The following is a 19,904-nucleotide window of genomic DNA, read 5'->3' on the forward strand; positions in this document are numbered from 1 at the left end:
CGGCTGACTAGTCGCCAGCAGGTGGCTGGCCTTGGTTTCGCAGGTGAGCCCGGGACGGGTGAATGCTCCTCTGCAGGGCCCGCTCTTCGAGCCTGAGGAGTTCGTCGACCTGCCCTCTGTACTCGGGCCCCTTGTCCCCGTAGGCGTCGAGTTCCCTCTGGATCTCGCTCAGGTCCATCTGGTTCCGGTCGATGGCTGCTCGCATGTGGCGGTACTCCAGTGTCATCTGGACGTACTCACGTGCGAGCTGGCGGATGCGGGGCGTGGCCAGTTCGCCTGGCGGTCCGGTCAGGTCCTGCATGGTGAGGTCGAAGACCTTGCAGAAGCCGAGTGCCTCGTCGAGGTTGACCCTGCGACGGGGCTTGCCGCTCTCGATGCGCCAGATCGCGGACTGGTTGATCGGATGGCCGACGGCGGCCATCTCCTCTGCGAGCTTCACCGTGCTCCAACCGCGGACCTCGCGTTCCAGCTTGATGCGTGTGGCGACGTGATCCTCCGGCACCGGGCGACCGGGGCCGGCGCGCTCCGCGCCTTTCTCACTGCTCACTCGCACCCCCTTCACGCGACATCGGGTCCACCGGGGCCAGCGTCCACAACTAAACATCGTTGCGGAGTGAAATGCAAGGCGTTGCGTTGCCGAAAATCTCGGCTATGGTCGTGTTCCGCCGTACAGCGGTGGACGAATCCGCACACGCAAGCGGCCCCGGTGCTACGAACACCGGGGCCGAAGTAGAGGCTCCACCGCACAACCATCCATCCCTGAACGATCGAAACCCGAGGCCGGGGTTGCCGCCCCGTAATGGCCTGCCGGGTGAAGGAGCTCCATGCCCCAGGGTACGACCCTGCCATCCCAGATGCCATCCCGCTTCGGTGAGGGCTCCATGCCGATGGAGCCTCCGTTCAACCTGGACGCCGAGTGCGCGGTTCTCGGCGCCTGTATGCATAAAGCCGACATCATCGACGCGCTCCGGCCCATCCTCGGGGACGACGCCTTCTACCGGCCCGCGCACGAGACCATCTGGCGCGCGCTTCTCGCCCAGCACCGCGAGGACAGGCCGACCGACCCGATCGTCCTCACCGAGCTGCTCCGACAGCAAGGTGACCTGCAACGCGTGGGCGGTCCCGCCTATGTCTCCCAGCTCGCCAACGTGCCCTACGGCACCGGTAGCGCGGAGTACCACGCGGAGATCGTCCGCGAGAAGGCCGACCTGCGCCGCCTGGTGACCTCCGCCCTACGCACCCTCCAGCGGGCCCAGGAGCCCAGCGCGGATCCCGAGGCAATCCGCAGCGAGGCCGAAGCGGACGTACGCGCCGAACGCGAGCGCGCGCTCGCCTCGGGGCAGGGGCGCTTGTCGCGCTTCGCCACAGACGGGTGGTCGTTCGTCAAAGAGAGCGGCGCGGATACCGAGCCGCTGTGGGGCACGCGCGAGAAGACCGTCTGGGCTCCCGGCGAGAGTTTGATGATCGTCGGCGCACCGGGCGTCGGCAAGACCACCCTGGCCCACCAGGTGATTTTCGCCCGCCTCGGCCTTCAGGAGACCGTCCTGGAGATGCCCGTCGCCCCCAGCCGACGCGTGCTCTACCTGGCGATGGACCGCCCCAAGCAGATCGCCAAAGCCATGGCCCGCCGCGTCTTCCCCACCGACGAGAAGATCCTGCGCGAGCGGCTCGTGGTCTGGGAGGGCCCGCTGCCGGCCACCCTCGACAAGGAGCCCGACCTCCTCGCCGACCTCGCCGCCGCCCACCAGGCCGACACCATCGTGATCGACAGCCTCAAGGATGCGGTCAGCACGATGGTCGACGACAGCCTCGCGGTCGCCTTCCACAACGCCCGTATGCGCGCCCTGCGCAACGGAGTGGAGATCCTGGAGCTGCACCACCAGCGCAAGGCCACCGCAGACGCCCCACGTGGCCAGCGCCCCAACCTGGACCAGGTCTACGGTTCCACCTGGATCACCGCTGGCGCAGGCAGCGTCCTGTTCGTCACCGGCCGCGCAGGCGACCCGGCGGTCACCCTGCATCACCTCAAGACCCCTACCGGCGAAGTCGGCCCGCTGGACGTCACCCACGACCACGTGCGCGGCACCACAACCGTCGACCCCACCAAGGACCCCGCCGTCCTGCTGCGCAACGCCCCAGGCGGGCTGACCGCACGCGACCTGGCGACCATCCTCATCGGCGGCGGCGATCCCGAACGAGCCGACATCGAGAAGGCGCGGCGCCACCTCGGCCGCCTCGTCGACAGCGGCCTGGCTACCAAGGCCGACGGCATCGCCGGAGGTGTCGGAGGCGGTCAGCAGGCCCGCTACTACGCCTCCGCCCGCCACCTCACCTCCGTCGGCTGACCCCCTCACCAGCCCCCTCGAAGCGTTCACGCGACCGTACACGCGGCTCCCACGCCCGCACACCCTCGTGAACCGCTCACAGCCCACACGCTCAACGCAAAACCGCAGGTAGAGCGATCACGCGAGCGTCCACGCCGTACACGGTCCCAAGCGATCACGCGCGGGGCCCCCTTTGGAAGGGGGCCCCGCGTGTACGCCCCCTCCGTGAACGCCGTGATCGACTTCCCAGCCCTCCCTCGGAGTAGATCCGCACATGCCGCCCGCAATATCCGAAACACTCGCCACCACCTCGCTCCCGTACGCCGACAGCCTGCTCCTGCCCGCGGCCGTCCTGGCCGTCGCCGCCGGCGCTCTGCTCGCGGGCCTGAGGGCCCGACGCGGCCGGTACCTCCCCCGCAATCGGAAGCGGCGTCTCTCGGCTGCCGTCGTCACCGCCACCGTGGCGGCGCTCGTGTGCACCGCCTACAGTGCGGACACCAGCTGGCGGTTCGCCACCCACTACCTCGACATGCGCAACACCGCCGAGCGCGCCGCGATGTTCGCCGCCGCGGAACTCGCCCTGTTCTCGATGGCGCTGATGGCCCGGCAAAACCTGCACGGGTCGAGGCAGGCGGCCGGCCTGCCCGGGGTCCTCGTCTGGGTGATCACCGCTATGCAGACCATCCCCGCCTACGCCGAAGCCGGACCGGTCGGCGGCACAGTACGCGCCTTCACCGGCCCGGTGATGGCAGCCGTGCTGTGGCACCTGGCCATGGGCATCGAGCTCCGCCAGCGCACTCCCGACGCCACTTCCTGCGGACTCGCCGCCGTCCTCACACGGCAGGCCCGCGAGCGGCTGCTCGCCCGTCTGCGGATCGTCGAGCAGTACCAGGGCGCCGCTCAGATCATCAGCGACCGGGCCACACAGCGGGCAGTCACCCTCGCCGCCCGCCTTGCCGAGATGACGCCCGGGCAGCGGACCAAACGGGCAGGCCGGCGTACCGTGCGTCGTCTGTCCAAGGCCCTCGCCCGCTCCGGCATCGACGCCGACCCACTCCGCAACGAACAGCTGCTGCGTCAGCTCGCCACCCGCCGCCAAGCAGCCGCCCTGGCCACCATCGACCTGCCCGAGCGCTGGGCCACGCTCGTCGGGCAGCCGGTCGACCTGCCCGCAGCACGGCCCGGTTCCTATCGGGCAGAAGCCGACGCACTGGCGGACTGCGGCGGGCGGGCAGAAGACCGCGCCCGCCCGCACCCATCAGATCTGGTCGATGGGAAACCCTGCCCGGATTCCCGCCCGAGTCCCATTGCCCGCTCCGGCCCGATGACCCGCCTGCGAGAAGCAGTTCCGCCGCCCACGGGCAGTGCCTCACACAGCCCATCGGCCAAGTACCACCCGCCGAAGGCGAAACAGTCCGGCCGCAAGTCCAGCGCCTCCGACGAAGTCATCCTCGACTTCACCCGCCGCATGTACGAGGAGACCGGCCGCGTCGGACGCGACCGAGTAGAGGACGCCGTGCGCGACGCTGGCTACAGCGTCTCCAGCAACGACGCAGGCCGAGTCGTCCGCGAGTTCAAGTCCCAGCTCGGGGCCACGCGCACGGATGTCTGATTCCGAGACCGCAGCAATGGCCTGAAACGGAGATACCAGTGCACGTTCCCCACCACGAACCCGCCGCGTCCCAGCAGCAGCCGACCACCACCCCAGCAACAGGCGGAGCAAGTTGTCCCGGGAGCAATGCTCCCGGAGCTCCCGCCCCAGGGGTGGCGGGACCGGTCCTGCGCCAGGGGGCACCGAACCGGCAGGCTGCGGCCGAGGGCGGACCGCAGCCTGGAGGGGGGCAGCAGGCCGAATCCCTTTCGCGGCGGCGTCAGCGCGCCCGCCAGACAAAGCCCCGCAAACGCCTACACCAGCCCAGTTGCCGCATGAACGACGCCGAGTACAAGCGCTTCACCGACGCAGCAGCTACGTGCCAGATGACCAACGCCGCCTTCCTCGCCTACGCCGTCGACAAGGCCGCCCGCGACCTGACCCGCACCGCTGCCGAGATCGCCACCGAACGGGAAGTCCTCAGCGAGGTGTTCGCCGCGCGCCGACATCTGGGCCGCATCCACGGCCTGTTCAACCAGGTCACCAAGGCCCTCAACTCCGGTGCCGACGCACCCCACCTCGACGCCACCGCCCAGGCCGTCCTGAGCGCGGCCCGCCGGATGGAGGATGCCGCCGATGCTCTGCTCGCCCACCGGGACGGCGGTGCCCCGGCGTGATCCCCCGCATCCACAAGCGCGGCAGCGAGACGATCGGCCTGATCCGCTATCTGTACGGTCCCGGCACCCACGAAGAGCACACCGACCCGCACCTGGTGACGGCTTTCGACCCGCTCACTCCCGACCCCGGCCGCGACCCGCAGGCCACCTACGGGCAGCTTCAGCGGCTGCTCGACCAGCCCGTCAACGCCCTGCCCGCCGACCGACGCCCCAAGAAGCACGTGTGGCACCTGTCCGTACGTGCCAGCCCCGAAGACCCGATGCTGTCCGACGACGCCTGGGCAGCCATCGCCCGCCGCATGGTCGCCGCCACCGGCATCGCCCCCGACGGCGACGATGCCGCCTGCCGGTGGGCAGCCGTCCGGCACGCCGACGACCACATCCACATCATCGCCACCCTGGTCCGCGACGACGGCCCACGGCCCCGCCTGCACAACGAAGCCCGCCGCGCCCAGACCGAGGCCCGCCTCATCGAAGCGGACTACGGCCTGCGCCGGATCACACCCGGCGATGGCACTGCCGCCAAGCAGCCCACCAGCGCCGAGCGCCACAAGACCGAACGCCGCGGCCGACAGCGCACCCCGCGCGAGGAGCTGCGGGAGGCGGTCCGTCGCTCGGTGGCCGGTGCGGCGGGCGAGGAGGAGTTCTTCGACCGCCTCGGCGCGGCCGGCCTGCTCGTCCGGCGCCGTATCGCGCCGTCGGGCGACACCCTCGGCTACACCGTCGCCCTCCCCGGCGACCGCAACGGCAAGGGCGATCCGGTCTTCTACTCCGGCTCCAAGCTCGCCCCGGACCTCTCCCTACCCCGTATCCGCGAACGCTGGACCCAGAACCCGGACGACCCCACCCAGCAGCCTGCCTTGCCCTCGGTGACCGGGCCCGCGTCCGCCAGGCGGCGCACCACCAGCGCCGCCTGGCGGGCGTTGCTCGTCATCGACCACGGTGACGACGGCGTCATCGCCGCGCAGATCGCCGCCACCGGCGAAGTCCTTGACGCCCTCGCCCAGACCTCCGCTGCCCATACCCGCCACGAACTCCAGGCAGCAGCCACCGCGTTCGAACGCGCCTCCCGTTCCCACGTCCGCGCCGTCCGCAGCCACGACCACGACCTGCGCCGAGCCGCCCGCGGCCTCGTCCACAGCGGCCCGGCCCTCGGCCGAGGTGAAGACGGCGCCACCACCGCGATGGTCATCGACATGCTGATCTTCCTGATCACCGCCACCGCGCACTGGCACGCCAGGAAACAGCACGCCCAGCAGGCCGAAGCCGCCCACCGAGCCGCCGTACACCTTCGCGCCGCCTACCCGGCCGCCGCCGGCCACCCCATGGCCTTGCTCCACCAGCAGGGCAGCCGCCTGGCCCCCTCCTGGCAACGCCACCACGCCACCGCCGTACGCCACGCCCTGCCCGAACTGGCCGACCGCATCCTCGCCGAACCCGGCTGGCCCGCCCTCGCAGCCACCCTCCACGAAGCCCGAACCACAGGCCACAACCCCACCACCCTGCTCACCCAGGCAGCTGCCCTACGAGAACTGGGCACGGCGGAACGCGTGAGCGACGTGCTCGTGTGGCGGTTGCTGCGGATGGCCGACCTCCCCGCTGACCCCCAGAATTCCCAGGACCGGCGCGCCAGCGGCGCCCGCGCCGTCTCAGCGCCAGGACACCCCGCCCACATCGGAACCAGGCCCGCGAACGGTTCCCCGCGACAGCGCTGAACCGTAAAACCGAGCGGTACCGCTTGTCGCTGCTTCGCCATCATGGGCGGATGACGCGCAGCGATGCTGATCTGAACACTCTCCTTCGCCGCCGTACCGCACTGCCGTGGTCAGCCCTTGGCAGGCAGCTCCCGAGCCGCGTAGTAAGCGTGTAGTGCGGCCTCGCTTCCGGAGCCCAGGGCGGTCATGATCCGTTGGAAGCGGGCGGAGCGGAGGTCGCCGGCCACGATGACACGGTGGTGCTGGTCGGTGGGCGGGCAGTATCCGTCCGGGCCACGGGTCAGGTCTCCGGGTGGGGCGGTGGGCGCGTTTCCGATACTGAGGTAGGCGGCGTCCGCCGTGACCGCCCGCCGGGCACCGTCCTGGCCTACCGCTTCCGCTGACACCTGGGCGCCTTCTCCGCAGCTCAGTATCAGGTGCTCAACGGGGAGGAGGGTTACGCGGGAGTCTTCGCGGATCTCTTCGATCTTGTACGCGTCGGCGGCCGGGTACGCCACGAGCAGGCGGGTGCCGGTGGTCGGGTTGGCGCGCAGGAAGGTGCCGATCGGGCGGTCGCCGCCGAGGACGAGGAGGGTGTGGCCTTCGGCATCGTCCGCCTCGGCCTGCCAGAGCGGGGGCAGGTTCAGGCCGTCGGGAGCGGTGATCCACGCGGTGTCGCGGGGCTGGAGGGGGCCGACGCCGGTGGCGACGATGGCGTATGGGGCGGTGAGGCGGGTGCCGGTGTCGACCGTGGCGGTCACCTGGTCGTCGTCGGCGCGGAGTGCGGTGACGTGTCTGCCGAGTTCGAGGCGACACAGCTCCGTGCTCTTCAGTTCCGCGACGATGGAGTCGGCGAGCTCGGTGCCGCTGGTGTAGCCGCCGAGCACGTTGTTCAGGGCCGGGATCCGGTAGAGGTTGCGGCACAGCCGGTCCGGCTCGATCAGGATCGAGCGCATGCCGACGCTGGCGGCCATGCGGGCGGCGGCACAGCCGGCCGGGCCGCCGCCGATGATGATCAGGTCGGTGTCGTACAGCGTTTCGGCCATGGGGCTATTCCAGCACCGGGGCCCCGGCGTACGCAGTGAGTTGGCCGATCACGTGGTCGGTGGTGACGAGTTGGCCGGTTCCGATCAGACGGCGAGCGACGAGGAGGCCGGCGTCGTGGACGTCGAGTCCGGCGTCGCTGGCGCAGGCATCGGTGACGATCCAGGGCGCGTAGCCGTGCTCGAAGGCGTCGGCGGCGGACTTCAGGACGCAGCTTTCGGTGGCGATTCCGCAGAAGACGAGGTCGGTCCAGCCGGACCGGCGGATCAGTTCGACGGCTTCCGGGGTGAGGAGCGTGTACCCGGTCTTGTCGACGACCGCGTGTGCGTGGGCGGCAGCCTCGGCGAGCTCGGGGACTATGTCGGTCTCGGGCGCCTTCTGGAGCCGGTGCCACTGGAAGAAGCGCTCGTAGGGGCTGTCCGGATAGTTGAAGTACCGGGTGAAGATCACGGGTCGTCCGGCGGCGGACCACTGGGCGACCAGGCTGGAGACCGCAGGCACGGCGTGGCGGCTGTGGTGGTTCACGAAGCCGTTCTGCATGTCGATCACGATCAGCGCGGCGCTGCTGATGTCCATCCGGTATCTCTCCTGCCCAGGGTTCTCAGCCGACGCTCTCGCGTAGAGCGTCCTGTGCGGCGCGCAGCCGTTCGGCCAGTCCGCTGGTCTTCATGATGGCCTCCCGCATGAGGACGTGTTGTGCGGTCTCCTGGGCGCGGGCGGTGGTGAGCCGGGAGGTGGCGGCGCGCAGGAAGCGCCAGCCGTACTGCTCGGGCATGGAGGGGTCCTGGCCGTCCTCGATCATCTGCTGGACCTGGTGGGTGAAGCACCACAGGGCCTGGACGGTCAGCTCGCAGGCGACCAGTTCGTCGATGGTGAGGCCGCGCTCGCGGGAGTGGGAGGCGTAGGCGACGCCGGACCAGCCGGCGTAGCCGGTGGAGACTCCCCGTACGCCGAAGGACACGATGTCCGGGTGGTCGAAGCCGCTGGCGAGGAGCGATGCCTCGACCGTGCCGTCCAGGGGTGCGGGCCCGCCCGGGGCGCCGCGGTCGACCAGAACCGAGGGCGTGGACAGCAGGCGCAGGGCGGTGTCGTAGGCGTCTCCGGCCCAGGGCGCGGAGGCAAGCCAGTAAAGGGAGAGGACGTACTCGGGGTTGGGGATGCGGTCGTGGTCCTCCTCCAAGAGGTCGCGGAGCTTGTTCCGCGCCCAGGGCAGGTCGGAGGCGTACGAACGGTAGCGCCAGACAGCGAGGTCGGTGAGCGCGGAAGGCTCGTGCGGTTGGACGAGGTGGAAGACGGCGGCTCCGCACGCGAAGACGTGCAGAACGCAGTCCTGCGCTTCGGGGTGGTCCACGCGGGCCGAGGAGGACTCCAGCCACTGGTCGCCCGCGCTCGGCGTCATATGCGCGCGGAGCCGGCCAGCGCGCTCGACGCCGATGAAGACCGGCAGGAACTTGTGGGAGTCGACTCCGATCCGGCCTGTGACGGGTGGAGCGACGTCGTCCGCTCCGAATGCTGCGGCGAACCGCGCCTTCGCGTCGTCCGGCGCGCGGCCGAGCGCGGTGTCGAGGACGGCCTGGGATTCACCACGGGGCTGGTAACTCGCCCCGCCACCTTCCCAGTTCGACACGGTCCGGTCGCTCACACCCAGGTAGGCGGCGAAGTCCCGCAGGCTCATGCGCAGGGCATCGCGTAACAGCCGGGCTTCCCGGCCGGACCATCGCTGCACCGTGACCACCGTCGTACCCCCTGTCCGTCACCCGGTGGAACGCCCAAACGCCCAGCGTAGCCAGCCGTGTTCAGCAGCGCTGCGGCATTGCTGCAGCACGTCTACGTCACACCCCGTCACCGACCTGCACCATGCTGAGTTCACCGAGCCGGAGAGGCGCCGACCGCGACCAGGCGGCCCTCCGCCCGTTCTCTCCTGTACCACCACCAGAAGGAGCAAACGGCATGACCGACATCGTCAAGCGCAACGCCCGCGCCATCCTCCTCGATGGCGACGAGCTGATCCTGATCAAGCGCACCAAGCCCGGGAGGGAGCCGTACTGGGTGTCGGTCGGCGGAGGGGTCGAGGAGGACGACGCGACCATCGAGGCGGCCCTGCATCGGGAGGTGTTCGAGGAGCTGGGCGGCAAGCTGGAGCGCGCCGAGCTGGTCCACCTGATCACCGACGAGCTGGAGAGCGGCGTCGGCGTGCAGCACATCTTCGCCGCGCGCCTGGAGTCGATGGACCTGGCCGCGCGTACGGGGACGGAGTTCTCCAAGCCGGAGCGGGGCGGGTACGAGGTGGTCCGGGTGCCGTTCACCTCCGAGGCCGTCCGTGAGCTGAACCTGATGCCGCCGGAGCTCGCCGACTTCATCGCCGCGAACACGGACGCGATCGTCTCCGTCCTCGACACCCCGATCCGCGAGGCGTGAGCAATGGCCCAGGTCCCGGACTTCGTCAGCCTCAACGGCCCTGACAACGTGGGCAAGACGACCCACCTGGTGCGGCTGGCCGGGCACTGGGACGGCTTCCAGCCGCTGGGGTCGGTCCACGAGCACGACCCCGAGCCGTGGGCACGGGTGGCGGCCGGCGACTACGCCCGGTGGTGGTTCGAGATGTCCACGACGGTCGAGCTGACCGAGATGCTGCTCGCCGGCCACGCCAAGCGGGCCGCCGCCCGCGAGGCCGGGCGTACTGGCCTGCTGGACCGGGGCCTGCCCATGCTCCTCGCCGTGGCCACCGCGACGTGCGTGGTCAAGGACGGGCTGACGGTCGGCGAGGCGTTCAAGACCGTGACGGGCATCGCTGGTTCGCGGGTCATCGCATCGGAGACCGCGATCCTCCTGCTCCCGTCCCTCGATGCCGAGCGCAGCTATGCCATCACCAGCGCCCGCGAGGGCCGCCCCTGGACCGGGGTGTACCCGGCCTATCAGAAAACGCTGCACGCGGTCCTGCTCCACCAGGTCGACCACGGCGCATACACCGCGGTCGTCGACTGCGAGGGCCGCTCGCTGGACGACGTCCACGCCGACGTACTCAGCCATGTCGGCCTTCCACGACTCACCGACGGGAGTCCCCGATGACCCAGAACTCCCCGCCCCTTGTCCTGCCACCGGGTCTGGCCCGCGCCATCGCCACTCTCCAGGACAAGGACCGGCACCGCCTGGACGACACCGTCACCCGGCTCCACACCGTCAACGGGCGCCTGTGGAACGCCGAGGACCGTGTGCGCGGCGCCTTGCTCTCCGCCTCCCAGGTCGCCGACTGCAAGCGGGAGATCGACCAGCTCAACGCCGAACGCAACGCGCTGGCCGAGCGGGCCGACGAGGTCCTCGGCTCGCTGGCGGACGCGGGCCGCGCCGACGCGCCGCTGCACACCGAGACGCTCGCCTCCGTCGTCGACCGCCTGTCGGTCCTGACGCTGCGGATCTGGCACAGCGAGCGGGCGGCGGCCCAGGACGAGCCGGCCCTCCGGCGCGTCCCTGCCCTCCACGGCCAGCGCGAGGAGCTGTGCGCCGCCCTCGACGTGCTGGTCGCCGATGTCGTGGCCGGCCGCCGTCGGCTTCCCGTACCGGCCCGCTTCAAGCTGTACGGCCGGGACGACGCCGCCCCGATGGAGGTCAGGCCGAGCCGGCACCTGCACCGGGTTCTCGCCTTCGGTGGGCTGAGCGAGTGCGGCAAGAGCACCAGTGCCGAGTTCGTCCAGCGAACGTGCGGTGCCCAGCGCCTCAAGATCGGCTTCCTGCTGCGGCAGGCGGCCCACCGGGAGGGCCTGGCGGACCCGTACGCGCTCTCGGCCCGTCGGCAGGCCGAACTGCTGCTCGGCGAGCTGAACCGCTTCGCGGACGCTCACGTCGACATGCGGCTGTTCACCATCGAGTCCGTCCACGACGACGCGTCGATCGCTGAGCTCAAGCAACTCATGGGCGACACGCTCCAGATTGTCTACCTAGACGCCTTCTTCGCCGTACGCGTCGAGCGGTCCGGGACGTCGGCCCAGGCCGTCGCCGCGAAGGACGAGATCAAGATGAGTCGTGGCGCCCACCAGGTCGCCGCACTCGCCGACCACGTCATCGACAACACGGGAAGCGTCGCCGCCCTCCGCGCCCGCCTCCGGCGCATTGCCGCCCCGCCCGCCACTGCGGCGCTGCGCGTGGCCACCCCGTACGGGTTGGGCCTGTCGGCCACTGTCGCCTCGGCGACGGCCGACTTCACCGACGCGGTACGGGCATACGGCCCCGGCGTCCGGCTCGTCGCCCTGACCGGCAGCCCTGGCGAGGGCAGCTGGATCGCCGGCTGGTCCGACCTGGACCTCCTCGTGATCGCCGGACACGAGGCCATCGGGCGGGTCCACGAGGCCCTGGAGCAGTACCGGACCGCCCTGGGCGGTGCGGCTTCCCTCGGCCCCACCTTCGTCACCCCTGGCGAACTGACCGCCCGACGCCTCACCCCGCGCCTGGCATTCGTCCTCCACCAGCTCCAGCAGGGCAGCCCCGTCCTGCACACCGCGCCCGGCCTCGAACTGCCGACGATCGGCCGAGACGAGCTCGCGTTCGCCGCCGTACGCGAACTCCCGCAGGTCATCCTGACCATGCGCCGCCTGCGCGCCGATGCGGATCCGACCACCCTGCGACAGCTCTACAAGCACCTCGTGCTTGCTTGCCGCCTCCTCCTGCGTGAGCACAACCAGTGGGAGTCCGGCCCCGACCGGATTCTCGCCGCAGCCTCCCGCATGCCGGGCATGCTCGCCGTGTCGGTGCCCTCCCTGGCCGAGATCGCCAGTGCCTGGCGCGACGGCGACACCGAGCTCGTACTCAAGCCCGTCACCACGGCCGTCGATCAGCTTCTCACCTGGTACGCCGCCCAGCTCGCTGCCTGAACGGCCCCTCCCTACTTCCTCTTTCTTCATCCGACAGGAGCTTCGCCATGCCCGAAACCATCGCCATGCCTTCCTTCTCCGCCCGGATCGTCGAACGCCTCAGCGTCGGAGCCACGAGCCGCCGCGAGCGTGTCATCCACTCCTTGGACGGCCTGGAGAACCCGGTCCACCCCGACACCCTGGCCCACACCGGGGCCGACCTGTGGCGTCTGCTCCAGGAGCAGGTGCCGGACGGACTCGACTCCGTGGACTTCCTCCTCGGCCTGGACGCCGGCGGCATCCTGCCGACCGTCTCCCTCGCTGCCGCCGCCCACCTCCCGTACAAGATCGCCTGGAAGCTGCACCTCCCGCTCGACGGCGCGGTCCGCTTCAGCGAGCCCCACGCGATGCGCACCGACGTCTTCGCGTACGGCATCTCCCCCGGCCAGCGGATCGTCATCGTGGACGACGAGATCACCACCGGCCGGACCCTGGCCGACCTCACCCGCCGCCTCCGCGAGGCCGACGCCGTCCCGCTGGCGGCGGCCTGCCTGGTGGAGGACACCACCCGCGGAGCCCGCGACCTGCTCACCAACCTCGGCCTGCCCCTGGTCTCGCTCACGACAATCGAGGGCCCGGCGTGACGGCGGTCGCCTCGGTGGGGATCCGGTTCCACCCCGGTTCCCAGGTCGTCCCCGCCGAGGCCGTCCACACCACCCCACTCGGGTACGACCGAGACGGCATTCTCATCGGCACACCGCTCCCGCTCGCCGCCTCCACCGAGCTCGTCCACCGCCTGAGCGGGTGTGGCGAGGTCGTGGTGGCTTTCGAGGGGAAGCTCGGCGACACCCTCCTCGCGCTGTCGGGGGTACACGCGGTCCTCGACTGGCTGCGGCTGCGCTCGGTTCGCGTGACCGTCCGGACAGTGGGTCCGTACGCGGGGCTGATCGCCCGCACCGGGCTGATCCCGCGCCCCCAGACCACCGTGCCCAGCGGCTGGCAGGCCGTGATCGGAGACCGCGCAGGGGTCGAGGCACGGGGCTCGACGGCAGCGGTGAGCCTGGTGCTCGACCCAGCAGCCCCGCCCTGCTGGTCGACCGACGGACGCGCCCACCCGGACCTGCCTGCCCGCCACTACCTGGCGATGGAGCGCCGCCTCGGCATCCGCCTGCCCGCCACGGCCCCCTTCGCTCCCATCCTCGCGACCAGGCCGAACAACCTCGTGGAGGAACTGCGCTCGGTGGGCTGGCTGGGCGACCTGAACATCGCCGCCATCACCGCCACCAGCTGGCCGGAGCGCAAGGACTACACCGCCCAGCGGTACGTCGCCCTGGCCGAGCACATCGCCGAGGCCCAGCAGACCCAGGCCCGGCTGCTGCTCATCGGCGGCAACCTGGGCGACGGCCTGCGCATCACGGCGGAGGCTCCCAGACGCCATGTGCAAGTGCTCCGCCTTGACGGAATGCCGACCGACCACCTCGTCGACCTCTTCCCGAACTGTCACCTGATCGTCGGCAACGACACCGGCCTCACCCACCTCGCCGCGATGGCGTGCAGTAGGGAGTACAGCGGCCCGCCGGTCATCGGCCTGTACGCGCGCCACAGCCACAGCAAGTGGCGCACTGGCCTGCCGCACCACCACGCCATCGCCACCGACCTGTCCGACCGCATGCACCAGGGTGACCTCTGTCCCGTCCGCGATGCCATCGCCCCGGACACGGACGTGCACATGGACGCCTTCCCGCCCACCGCACTGGCCCAGGTCGGCCTGGAACTCCTCGACAGGGTGAGGTCATGACCGTCCAGCCTCTCCTCCGGGTCGGTCCGGTACGGCGCTTCACCCGCAACCTGCTCTGCCCCGTCGACCTCCTCGGCCGCCCACTGCTCCTGAAGTACACCCGGGACCCGGCCGAGGCCCGCGAGGAGATCCGCGGCCGTACCCGCCTGGCCCGGCACTACCGCGTCCCCACCCTTCACGCCCACCTGCGCGTACCGGGCGGGCACCTCCTCGCGTACGAACGCCTTGCCGGCGGCACCGACAAGGGCCTCCTGCTCGACCTCCTCAACGCGGACGAGCCAAGCAGTGACCTCCACACCTACATGGATCGGCTCACAGCCGCATACCGCGAGGTCATCCTCGCCACGGCCTGGCCGACCGATCCGGCGCACGTCGTCCGCAAGCTGTACTGGGACCGCGCGGCACCCGGCGGCCGACTCGACACGTACTACGCCGGCAAGGACTTCCTGATCGCCGACCGACTCATCGACGTCCCGGTCTCCCGCCTCGACACGTACACCCTGAACATCAACGGCCGTCGGCACCACCTGGACTGGGCGGCCACCCTCCGCTGGCTCCGCGCCCATTTCGCCAAGGCCGAACCGGTCTGGGCCGCCCTCACCCAGGGCGACCCCACCGACGTCAACCTTGCACACCCGCTCGCCTGGTTCGACTACGACACCGCAGGGCTGAACAGCATCCCCGGCGAGTTCGCCAACTTCCTCTGGTACGCCTCCACCCTCGGCGGCTGGCTCGTCCCCACGTACAACCCGACCGCCTTCGCCGACCACCCCGCCACCTTCGCCCACATCCCGGCCAACGCCCCCGAGCTCCGGCGAGCGGACATCGACCACACCACAAGCACCATCCACATCGACTACACCCCGCGCCTCTCGGCTCCCCGACGAACCGCCTTGACCGCGTACTGGAACCAGCTCGTACAGCCGGTCGCCGACCGCCTCTGGCCCGGTGCGAACCTGGCGAACCTGCTCTGCCCCTACCTGGCCATGCGCATCCTCGGCGTCTACAACCTGGCCGACCTCGCCCCCAAGGACCGGCTCGTCCTCCTCGCCCGGCTCGCCGAGGCCATGAGCCCCACGTTCGACCCGACCACCTACTTCTGCCCGCTGGAGTCGCCATGCCCGGCCCCCTGAACGGCCGCACCGCCCTGGTCACCGGAGCCACCGGCGGCCTCGGCTCGGCCATCGCCCGCCGCCTCGCCACCGACGGCGCGAACGTCGCCCTGGCCCACTTCAACGACGACCAGGCCGCGGCCGAACTCACCGCCCACATCACCGACAGCGGCGGCACCGCCGTCCCCCTGGGAGCCGACCTCCGCGAGGACGAGGCCGTACGTGCCCTCTGCCACCAAGCCCACGACGCACTCGGCCCGATCGACATCCTGGTCAGCAACGCTGGCGCCTACCCCCGCCGCCCATGGCCGGAGACGACGCCGACCCACTGGGACGACGCCCTGGCCACCAACCTGACCAGCCACTACCTCCTCGCCCACGAGCTCACCCCCTCCATGACGGCCGTCGGCTGGGGCCGGATCGTCACCCTCGGTTCCGTCCTCGCCACCGCGGGCCGTCACGACCTGGCCGGCTACATCAGCGCCAAGGCCGGCCTCGAAGGGCTCACCCGCGCCCTCGCCCGCGAACTCGGCCCCGCCGGCGTCACCGCGAACTGCGTCGCCCCCGGCTCCATCCGCGTACCCGCCGAGGACACCGTCGTCGACGACCCCGAGGCCATGACCGCCCGCCAGCTCGCCCGCCAGTGCATCCAGCGCCGGGGCCGCCCGGACGACGTCGCCGCGGCCGTCGCCTTCCTCGCCACCGACGACGCCGGCTTCATCACCGGCCAGACCCTGCGCGTCGACGGAGGCTGGATCCTTGGCTGACATCTGGCTCATGCGCCACGGCGCCTACGAAGGCCACCGCCCCGGCTACCACGCCCCGCACGAGGCCACCCTCACGCAGGAGGGCCGCGACCAGGTACGCCGCTCCCTCCCCCTCCCCGACGGCATCGCCGCGATCGTCACCAGCCCGATCCCCCGCGCCCGCCAGACCGCCACCCTCGTCTCGCACCTCACGGGCCTGCCGATCGTCGCCACTTCCGGCCTCCTCGCCGAATGGCGAGCCCCGAGCATCGTCCTCGGCCGCACCGCCGAGACCTACCCGCCGGCCTACCGCGCCTGGCGAGCCCGCCGCCTCGCCAACCCCTCCCTACGCTGCGAGGACGGCGAAAGCCTCACCGACCTCCACACCCGCGCCCGCCACTGCGCCGCCTTCCTCCACCACACCGCCGGGCGCCACGGCCCCCTCCTCGCCGTCTCCCACACCCTCCTTCTCGGCGTCCTCACCCGCCTCCCAGAAGGCCCCGCCGCCTTCATCACCGCCGCGAAAGCGCCCTGGCAGTTCGCCGAGCTCCGACTTCTACCTGCCCATCACCGAGCGACATCCGGCCTTCTGCGACCTGCCCAGTGAGTGGCAAGGCCCCAGCCACTGCGCCCGCCGGGAGGCCGTCCTACTCGTACGTCTCCTTCCACCGCTCCCGGTGTCGCCGGTCCCCTTGTCCCAGGCCGTTCACCGCGCCGAGCGACAGCAGCGAGGCGCCGTTGTTCCACAACCCGAGGTGGTCGCGGTGGACGGCCAGGATGTCGTTCTCCGTGGCGAACTTCTCAGCCGGCCCGCTGAAGTACGTGGTGGCCACAAAGATCGCCACGTCAGCTTTGAAGTGCACACTCGCGCCGAGCAAGTCCCGCACCTCCCGGCTGGGGATCTTTCTCTTGGGTGTGTACCGCTTGCACTGGATCACCATGCTCCGCCCATCGGGAAGGATCCCCAGAACGTCGGCCCCGTTGTCGTGCGAGCCACCAACCCTCCGCACGTCGGTGCATCCGTCGCGCCGACACAGTTGCGCAACGAAGTCCTCGAACTCCGTCCCCGTCATCGCGTCGACGTCGGTGAGCGTCCGGTGCCCTGCTTTCACGGCCTCGTCATGCCGCCACTGCCGATCGCCGCCCCTAACGAACCGATCTGTGCGCCACAGCCACCATCCACCGACGGCGGCGCCACCAAGAACGAGCGCACCGACGAGATAGGTCCAGATCACGCTCCAGAAGGCCACCAGCGCGACAACACTCACGCCCCCAGCAATGGCGCCGATCTTGAGTCGCCGCTGGCGACGCTTACGTGCAGCCAATACCCGCCGCTTCCGTGCCACTGCCAGGGCCTCCCTTGGTCCGGCACAGCAGGATCAAGGAGGCGGCGCTGAGGCGTAAGGGCGCTGATCAGCCAATGGCTGGCAAACGGCGCTCCGCCCATCTCCCTACGGGGGCTTGTGGGGGGGGCAATGCCGATCATCTGAGGCCAGCCGTGGGCAGCGGGGTCTCGGGGTCGCCTGGACGGGCCACATGCCATGGGCTGCCGCCAAGCGCGATTGTGGGGCCGTCGTCGTGCTGGGTTGCCGGAGCGAGCTGGACGCTCATCCAGGTGCTCGGCGCAAGGACGGGCAGGCCCAGGGCCGAGGCCCACTCGCAATCGCGAGGAAGGGTGCCGTTCAGTACGAGCACACCCCGACTGGCAAGCCTACGCCGTGCCTCCCGTGCCCGCTTTACGCCGTCGAGCTGCATGGTGACAGCGGAAAGGTCTGCCGTGGTGATCGCAGTCAGTTGGGCCTGCTGAAACAGCTCCTCAGTGCGAGCCTGCCCCGAGGACTTGGCGAAGATCGCGGTCACCACATCGGCAGGCAGCCGCCGCAGGGCGTGCTCGGGCAGCGGAAGGTCGTGGTGGATCCAGTGGATCGCGCTCCGCCCCTGCACACTCAGCCCGCGTTTGCCATCCCGATTAGAGCCAGCTCGCATCAGTTCGGGCCTCACCCGCAGCAGGCCCAGGCTCCATTGGCCGCTCACATCGTCGGCCCGGACGAGCAGGCATAGACCGCCCTGGAGTTCGGGCGGAAACATCCAGTTACCACCCGTCGTGAACCTCATGTCGACCTCGTGCCCGGCCACTCTGAAGTCCAGATGCAATCCATCGGCGAGGCCCAACTCACGCTGGATGCGATGGCCCACGGCGACACCCAAGCCGGTCTTCTCGCCCTTGGTGAGCTGGGACCAGAGATAGCGACCGGTGTGCGCGGGATCGAGTAGGTGCCGTCCAGCTCCGTCGATCACGGCCGCCATTCGGCTACCGTCTGGGTCGAGGCGCAGCATCTCCGCGAGGACCTCAGCCAATCCAGGATCATGCTCAAGCGTCTGGACCTGCCGCTCCGACAGAGACACCGCTCCCTGCTCCGTGTCAGGCTCGACGGGTGAGGCGCTTGTATCCAGCACGATCCGACCGGCTCCTCGGCCAGGGGCTGCGTCGGGAGCGGACCAATTGGCGGAGTCCCTACGAATCGTCGGCCACTCTTGACCACCGGCCTGGGCGGGACCTGCCGGGCCCACGGTGCGGGCAGCGAGCATTTCCTCGACCTTAGCCTGGCGGCGTTGTGCAGCGCGCAGAGCTTGCTGTGCCTCGTCCCGTTCGGCCACGGCGTCCGCGAGACGAGACCGCGCCCCGGAGGCTGTGCCGGGGGTAGGCGCGTCCCCAATCACGGTGGCCCTGACAGACCCGAGCACCAACAGCATGGTCACCAACGCGCGTGATCGGGCCGCTTCTTTATCGGCCTCTGCAGCAGTTTGGAGCGCGGCAGTAAGCTGGATCTGGGTGCTGATCAACTCGCGCTGGACTCTAATCAGTTCGGCCATCGAGCCGCCATCAACCGCAAGCACCTCAGGCCGTGAGGGGACCGGCTCGGCCTCCTTCGACCAGGCTTTGTGCAATAGGCCGACGGCCCGTTCCCGCAGCGCGACGGCACGCTGTTCATCCGGGACGCAGACCTCGATCACTGCCTCGACCAGGCGGCGCTCGTTCATTAGCCCGGTACCGCTCAGCTTGCGGTAGAACGTCGATCTGGCCGGCAAGTTCCCACCCAGCTGCCCACCAGTTCGGAGCAGTTCATGGACGTCTTCAACTGAGAGCCCCGCCTGTTTACGTATGTCCAGCAGGAGCAGCACCAGCGCGTCCACGGCTTCCGAGCCTGTTGAGGGAGGCCCGGGCGGTCGGCCGCCTTGGGATTGGGACGCCATACCGACTCTCATTCTCTCGACAGATGCTTAGTTCTCTCAGGTAGAACTAAGAAAACGTAGCGCACGCTGGGATGAGAAGGGAAGGCTGATCACCACAGCCCGCCCCGAGAGGATTCCCGTACCAATGCGCCGTCCCGTCTCTTTCCAACGCCCCCGTGTCCTGGACCTCATCGCCTTCGTCATGGTGCTCGCGACGGGGGTCACACTCGTGGCCCTGGGGTTGTCGCCAGAATCCCTAGCCGCCGTCACCATCGCGCTGGCGAGCTTGTACACGGCCTGGCGCACCGGCCGCTCGCCCGTGGCCCAGCCTGTCGAGATTGAGCCGGGCCCCAAGGCGGGGCTCGGCCGCGCTGCGAGGCACACAGAGGAGGACGCCGAACACCCCTCGGTCGAGTCGGCCGACTCGACGGGCCCCAGTTAGACACCCATCGGGCCACTCACTCGTTCTCCGACTGCGGCCCAGTTCAGCTCGCAGCTGTGACCGCGGGGCCCGCGCCCACTGGTGATAACCGACCAGGCTTGGGTCTCAATCTTGGTCTCATTCACCCCCGTCCGGCCCCGTCCGGGCGGGTCCACCCTGAACACTCCGCCACAGGTCAGGACACCCACGACCCCCGCCGGACCCCCGTACGAACATTTGGAAAGCGTGTTGGGGGCAACCCCTCACGAGTTCGAATCTCGTATCCTCCGCCATTGCTCTCACCGGGCAATACGTCGAAGGCCCCCGCAGCTTGCTGCGGGGGCCTTCGACGTGCGCAGTCTCAGTTGCGGCTATAACCCGTTGAGAACGGCCCGTCACACGCTGCCGCGGGTGGCCGC

At 70.2% G+C, this 19,904-nt stretch carries 18 protein-coding genes; 12 read left to right on the plus strand and 6 right to left on the minus strand.

The genetic code is table 11. The annotated features are described in order from the left end of the window. Positions 1–7 precede the first annotated feature (7 nt). A complete protein-coding gene (locus tag ACF1CT_RS04285) occupies positions 8–502 on the minus strand; it encodes a helix-turn-helix transcriptional regulator (protein ID WP_362377473.1) in 495 nt (164 codons plus the stop codon). A 322-nt stretch (positions 503–824) separates the two neighbouring features. On the opposite strand from ACF1CT_RS04285, the gene ACF1CT_RS04290 reads away from it, so the two are divergent. The 4 genes from ACF1CT_RS04290 (at position 825) to ACF1CT_RS04305 (ending at position 6,307) form a co-directional block, all read left to right on the plus strand. After that, positions 825–2,345 (plus strand): DnaB-like helicase N-terminal domain-containing protein, encoded by a 1,521-nt coding sequence (locus tag ACF1CT_RS04290; RefSeq protein WP_391782226.1) that lies wholly within the window; start codon positions 825–827, stop codon positions 2,343–2,345. A 253-nt stretch (positions 2,346–2,598) separates the two neighbouring features. Next, the gene (locus tag ACF1CT_RS04295; protein ID WP_391782227.1) at positions 2,599–3,936 is read left to right on the plus strand and encodes a hypothetical protein; all 1,338 of its coding nucleotides are present in this window, start codon (positions 2,599–2,601) and stop codon (positions 3,934–3,936) included. A 314-nt stretch (positions 3,937–4,250) separates the two neighbouring features. Further along, entirely contained in the window at positions 4,251–4,592 is a 342-nt protein-coding gene (locus tag ACF1CT_RS04300) for a plasmid mobilization relaxosome protein MobC (RefSeq protein WP_391782228.1), read from the plus strand. Beyond that, positions 4,589–6,307, plus strand: a complete 1,719-nt coding sequence (locus ACF1CT_RS04305; protein ID WP_391782229.1) for a mobilization protein — start codon at positions 4,589–4,591, stop codon at positions 6,305–6,307. Before ACF1CT_RS04300 ends, ACF1CT_RS04305 begins: the two co-directional genes overlap by 4 nt. Before the next feature lie 110 nt (positions 6,308–6,417). Here the strand turns inward: ACF1CT_RS04305 and ACF1CT_RS04310 are convergent, their stop codons facing one another. From ACF1CT_RS04310 to ACF1CT_RS04320, 3 genes are read right to left on the minus strand one after another with little or no spacing between them, the layout of a single operon-like run. After that, complete coding sequence (locus ACF1CT_RS04310; RefSeq protein ID WP_391782230.1) at positions 6,418–7,332, minus strand: FAD-dependent oxidoreductase; 915 nt, start codon at positions 7,330–7,332, stop codon at positions 6,418–6,420. A gap of 4 nt (positions 7,333–7,336) precedes the next feature. Beyond that, on the minus strand, positions 7,337–7,906 hold the full coding sequence (locus ACF1CT_RS04315) for an isochorismatase family cysteine hydrolase (protein ID WP_391782231.1): 570 nt from the start codon (positions 7,904–7,906) through the stop codon (positions 7,337–7,339). A 25-nt stretch (positions 7,907–7,931) separates the two neighbouring features. Next, complete coding sequence (locus ACF1CT_RS04320) at positions 7,932–9,005, minus strand: helix-turn-helix domain-containing protein (RefSeq protein WP_391782232.1); 1,074 nt, start codon at positions 9,003–9,005, stop codon at positions 7,932–7,934. A gap of 275 nt (positions 9,006–9,280) precedes the next feature. Here ACF1CT_RS04320 and ACF1CT_RS04325 point away from each other — a divergent pair, with 275 nt between their 5' ends. Genes ACF1CT_RS04325 through ACF1CT_RS04360 form a run of 8 tightly spaced genes read left to right on the plus strand, consistent with a single transcriptional unit; the run spans position 9,281 to position 16,437 of the window. Next, positions 9,281–9,748 (plus strand): NUDIX domain-containing protein, encoded by a 468-nt coding sequence (locus ACF1CT_RS04325; protein WP_391782233.1) that lies wholly within the window; start codon positions 9,281–9,283, stop codon positions 9,746–9,748. 3 nt (positions 9,749–9,751) lie between these two features. Next, positions 9,752–10,399, plus strand: a complete 648-nt coding sequence (locus tag ACF1CT_RS04330) for a hypothetical protein (protein ID WP_391782234.1) — start codon at positions 9,752–9,754, stop codon at positions 10,397–10,399. Beyond that, entirely contained in the window at positions 10,396–12,195 is a 1,800-nt protein-coding gene (locus ACF1CT_RS04335) for a DUF4254 domain-containing protein (protein ID WP_391782235.1), read from the plus strand. Before ACF1CT_RS04330 ends, ACF1CT_RS04335 begins: the two co-directional genes overlap by 4 nt. Positions 12,196–12,242: 47 nt before the next feature. Then, positions 12,243–12,818: a phosphoribosyltransferase family protein gene (locus ACF1CT_RS04340; RefSeq protein ID WP_391782236.1), complete on the plus strand. Its 576-nt coding sequence runs from the start codon at positions 12,243–12,245 to the stop codon at positions 12,816–12,818. Beyond that, positions 12,815–13,972, plus strand: a complete 1,158-nt coding sequence (locus tag ACF1CT_RS04345; RefSeq protein WP_391782237.1) for a glycosyltransferase family 9 protein — start codon at positions 12,815–12,817, stop codon at positions 13,970–13,972. The genes ACF1CT_RS04340 and ACF1CT_RS04345 overlap by 4 nt, the downstream gene beginning before the upstream one ends. Next, on the plus strand, positions 13,969–15,105 hold the full coding sequence (locus ACF1CT_RS04350) for a hypothetical protein (protein ID WP_391782238.1): 1,137 nt from the start codon (positions 13,969–13,971) through the stop codon (positions 15,103–15,105). The genes ACF1CT_RS04345 and ACF1CT_RS04350 overlap by 4 nt, the downstream gene beginning before the upstream one ends. After that, positions 15,090–15,851: an SDR family NAD(P)-dependent oxidoreductase gene (locus ACF1CT_RS04355; protein ID WP_391782239.1), complete on the plus strand. Its 762-nt coding sequence runs from the start codon at positions 15,090–15,092 to the stop codon at positions 15,849–15,851. Before ACF1CT_RS04350 ends, ACF1CT_RS04355 begins: the two co-directional genes overlap by 16 nt. Continuing rightward, positions 15,844–16,437, plus strand: coding sequence for a histidine phosphatase family protein (locus tag ACF1CT_RS04360; RefSeq protein ID WP_391782240.1), 594 nt, complete (start codon positions 15,844–15,846; stop codon positions 16,435–16,437). Before ACF1CT_RS04355 ends, ACF1CT_RS04360 begins: the two co-directional genes overlap by 8 nt. Positions 16,438–16,477: 40 nt before the next feature. On the opposite strand, the gene ACF1CT_RS04365 is transcribed toward ACF1CT_RS04360, so the two are convergent. Together ACF1CT_RS04365 and ACF1CT_RS04370 are read right to left on the minus strand one after the other, a co-directional pair. Further along, positions 16,478–17,098, minus strand: a complete 621-nt coding sequence (locus ACF1CT_RS04365) for a restriction endonuclease (protein ID WP_391782241.1) — start codon at positions 17,096–17,098, stop codon at positions 16,478–16,480. 214 nt (positions 17,099–17,312) lie between these two features. Beyond that, positions 17,313–19,025 carry a NaeI family type II restriction endonuclease gene (locus ACF1CT_RS04370; protein WP_391782242.1) on the minus strand — a complete coding sequence of 571 codons (1,713 nt, stop codon included), beginning with the start codon at positions 19,023–19,025 and terminating at the stop codon, positions 17,313–17,315. Positions 19,026–19,904: the final 879 nt, after the last annotated feature.

Origin of the sequence: Streptomyces sp. NPDC014734 (assembly GCF_043083325.1) — a bacterium.
GTDB lineage: Bacteria > Actinomycetota > Actinomycetes > Streptomycetales > Streptomycetaceae > Streptomyces.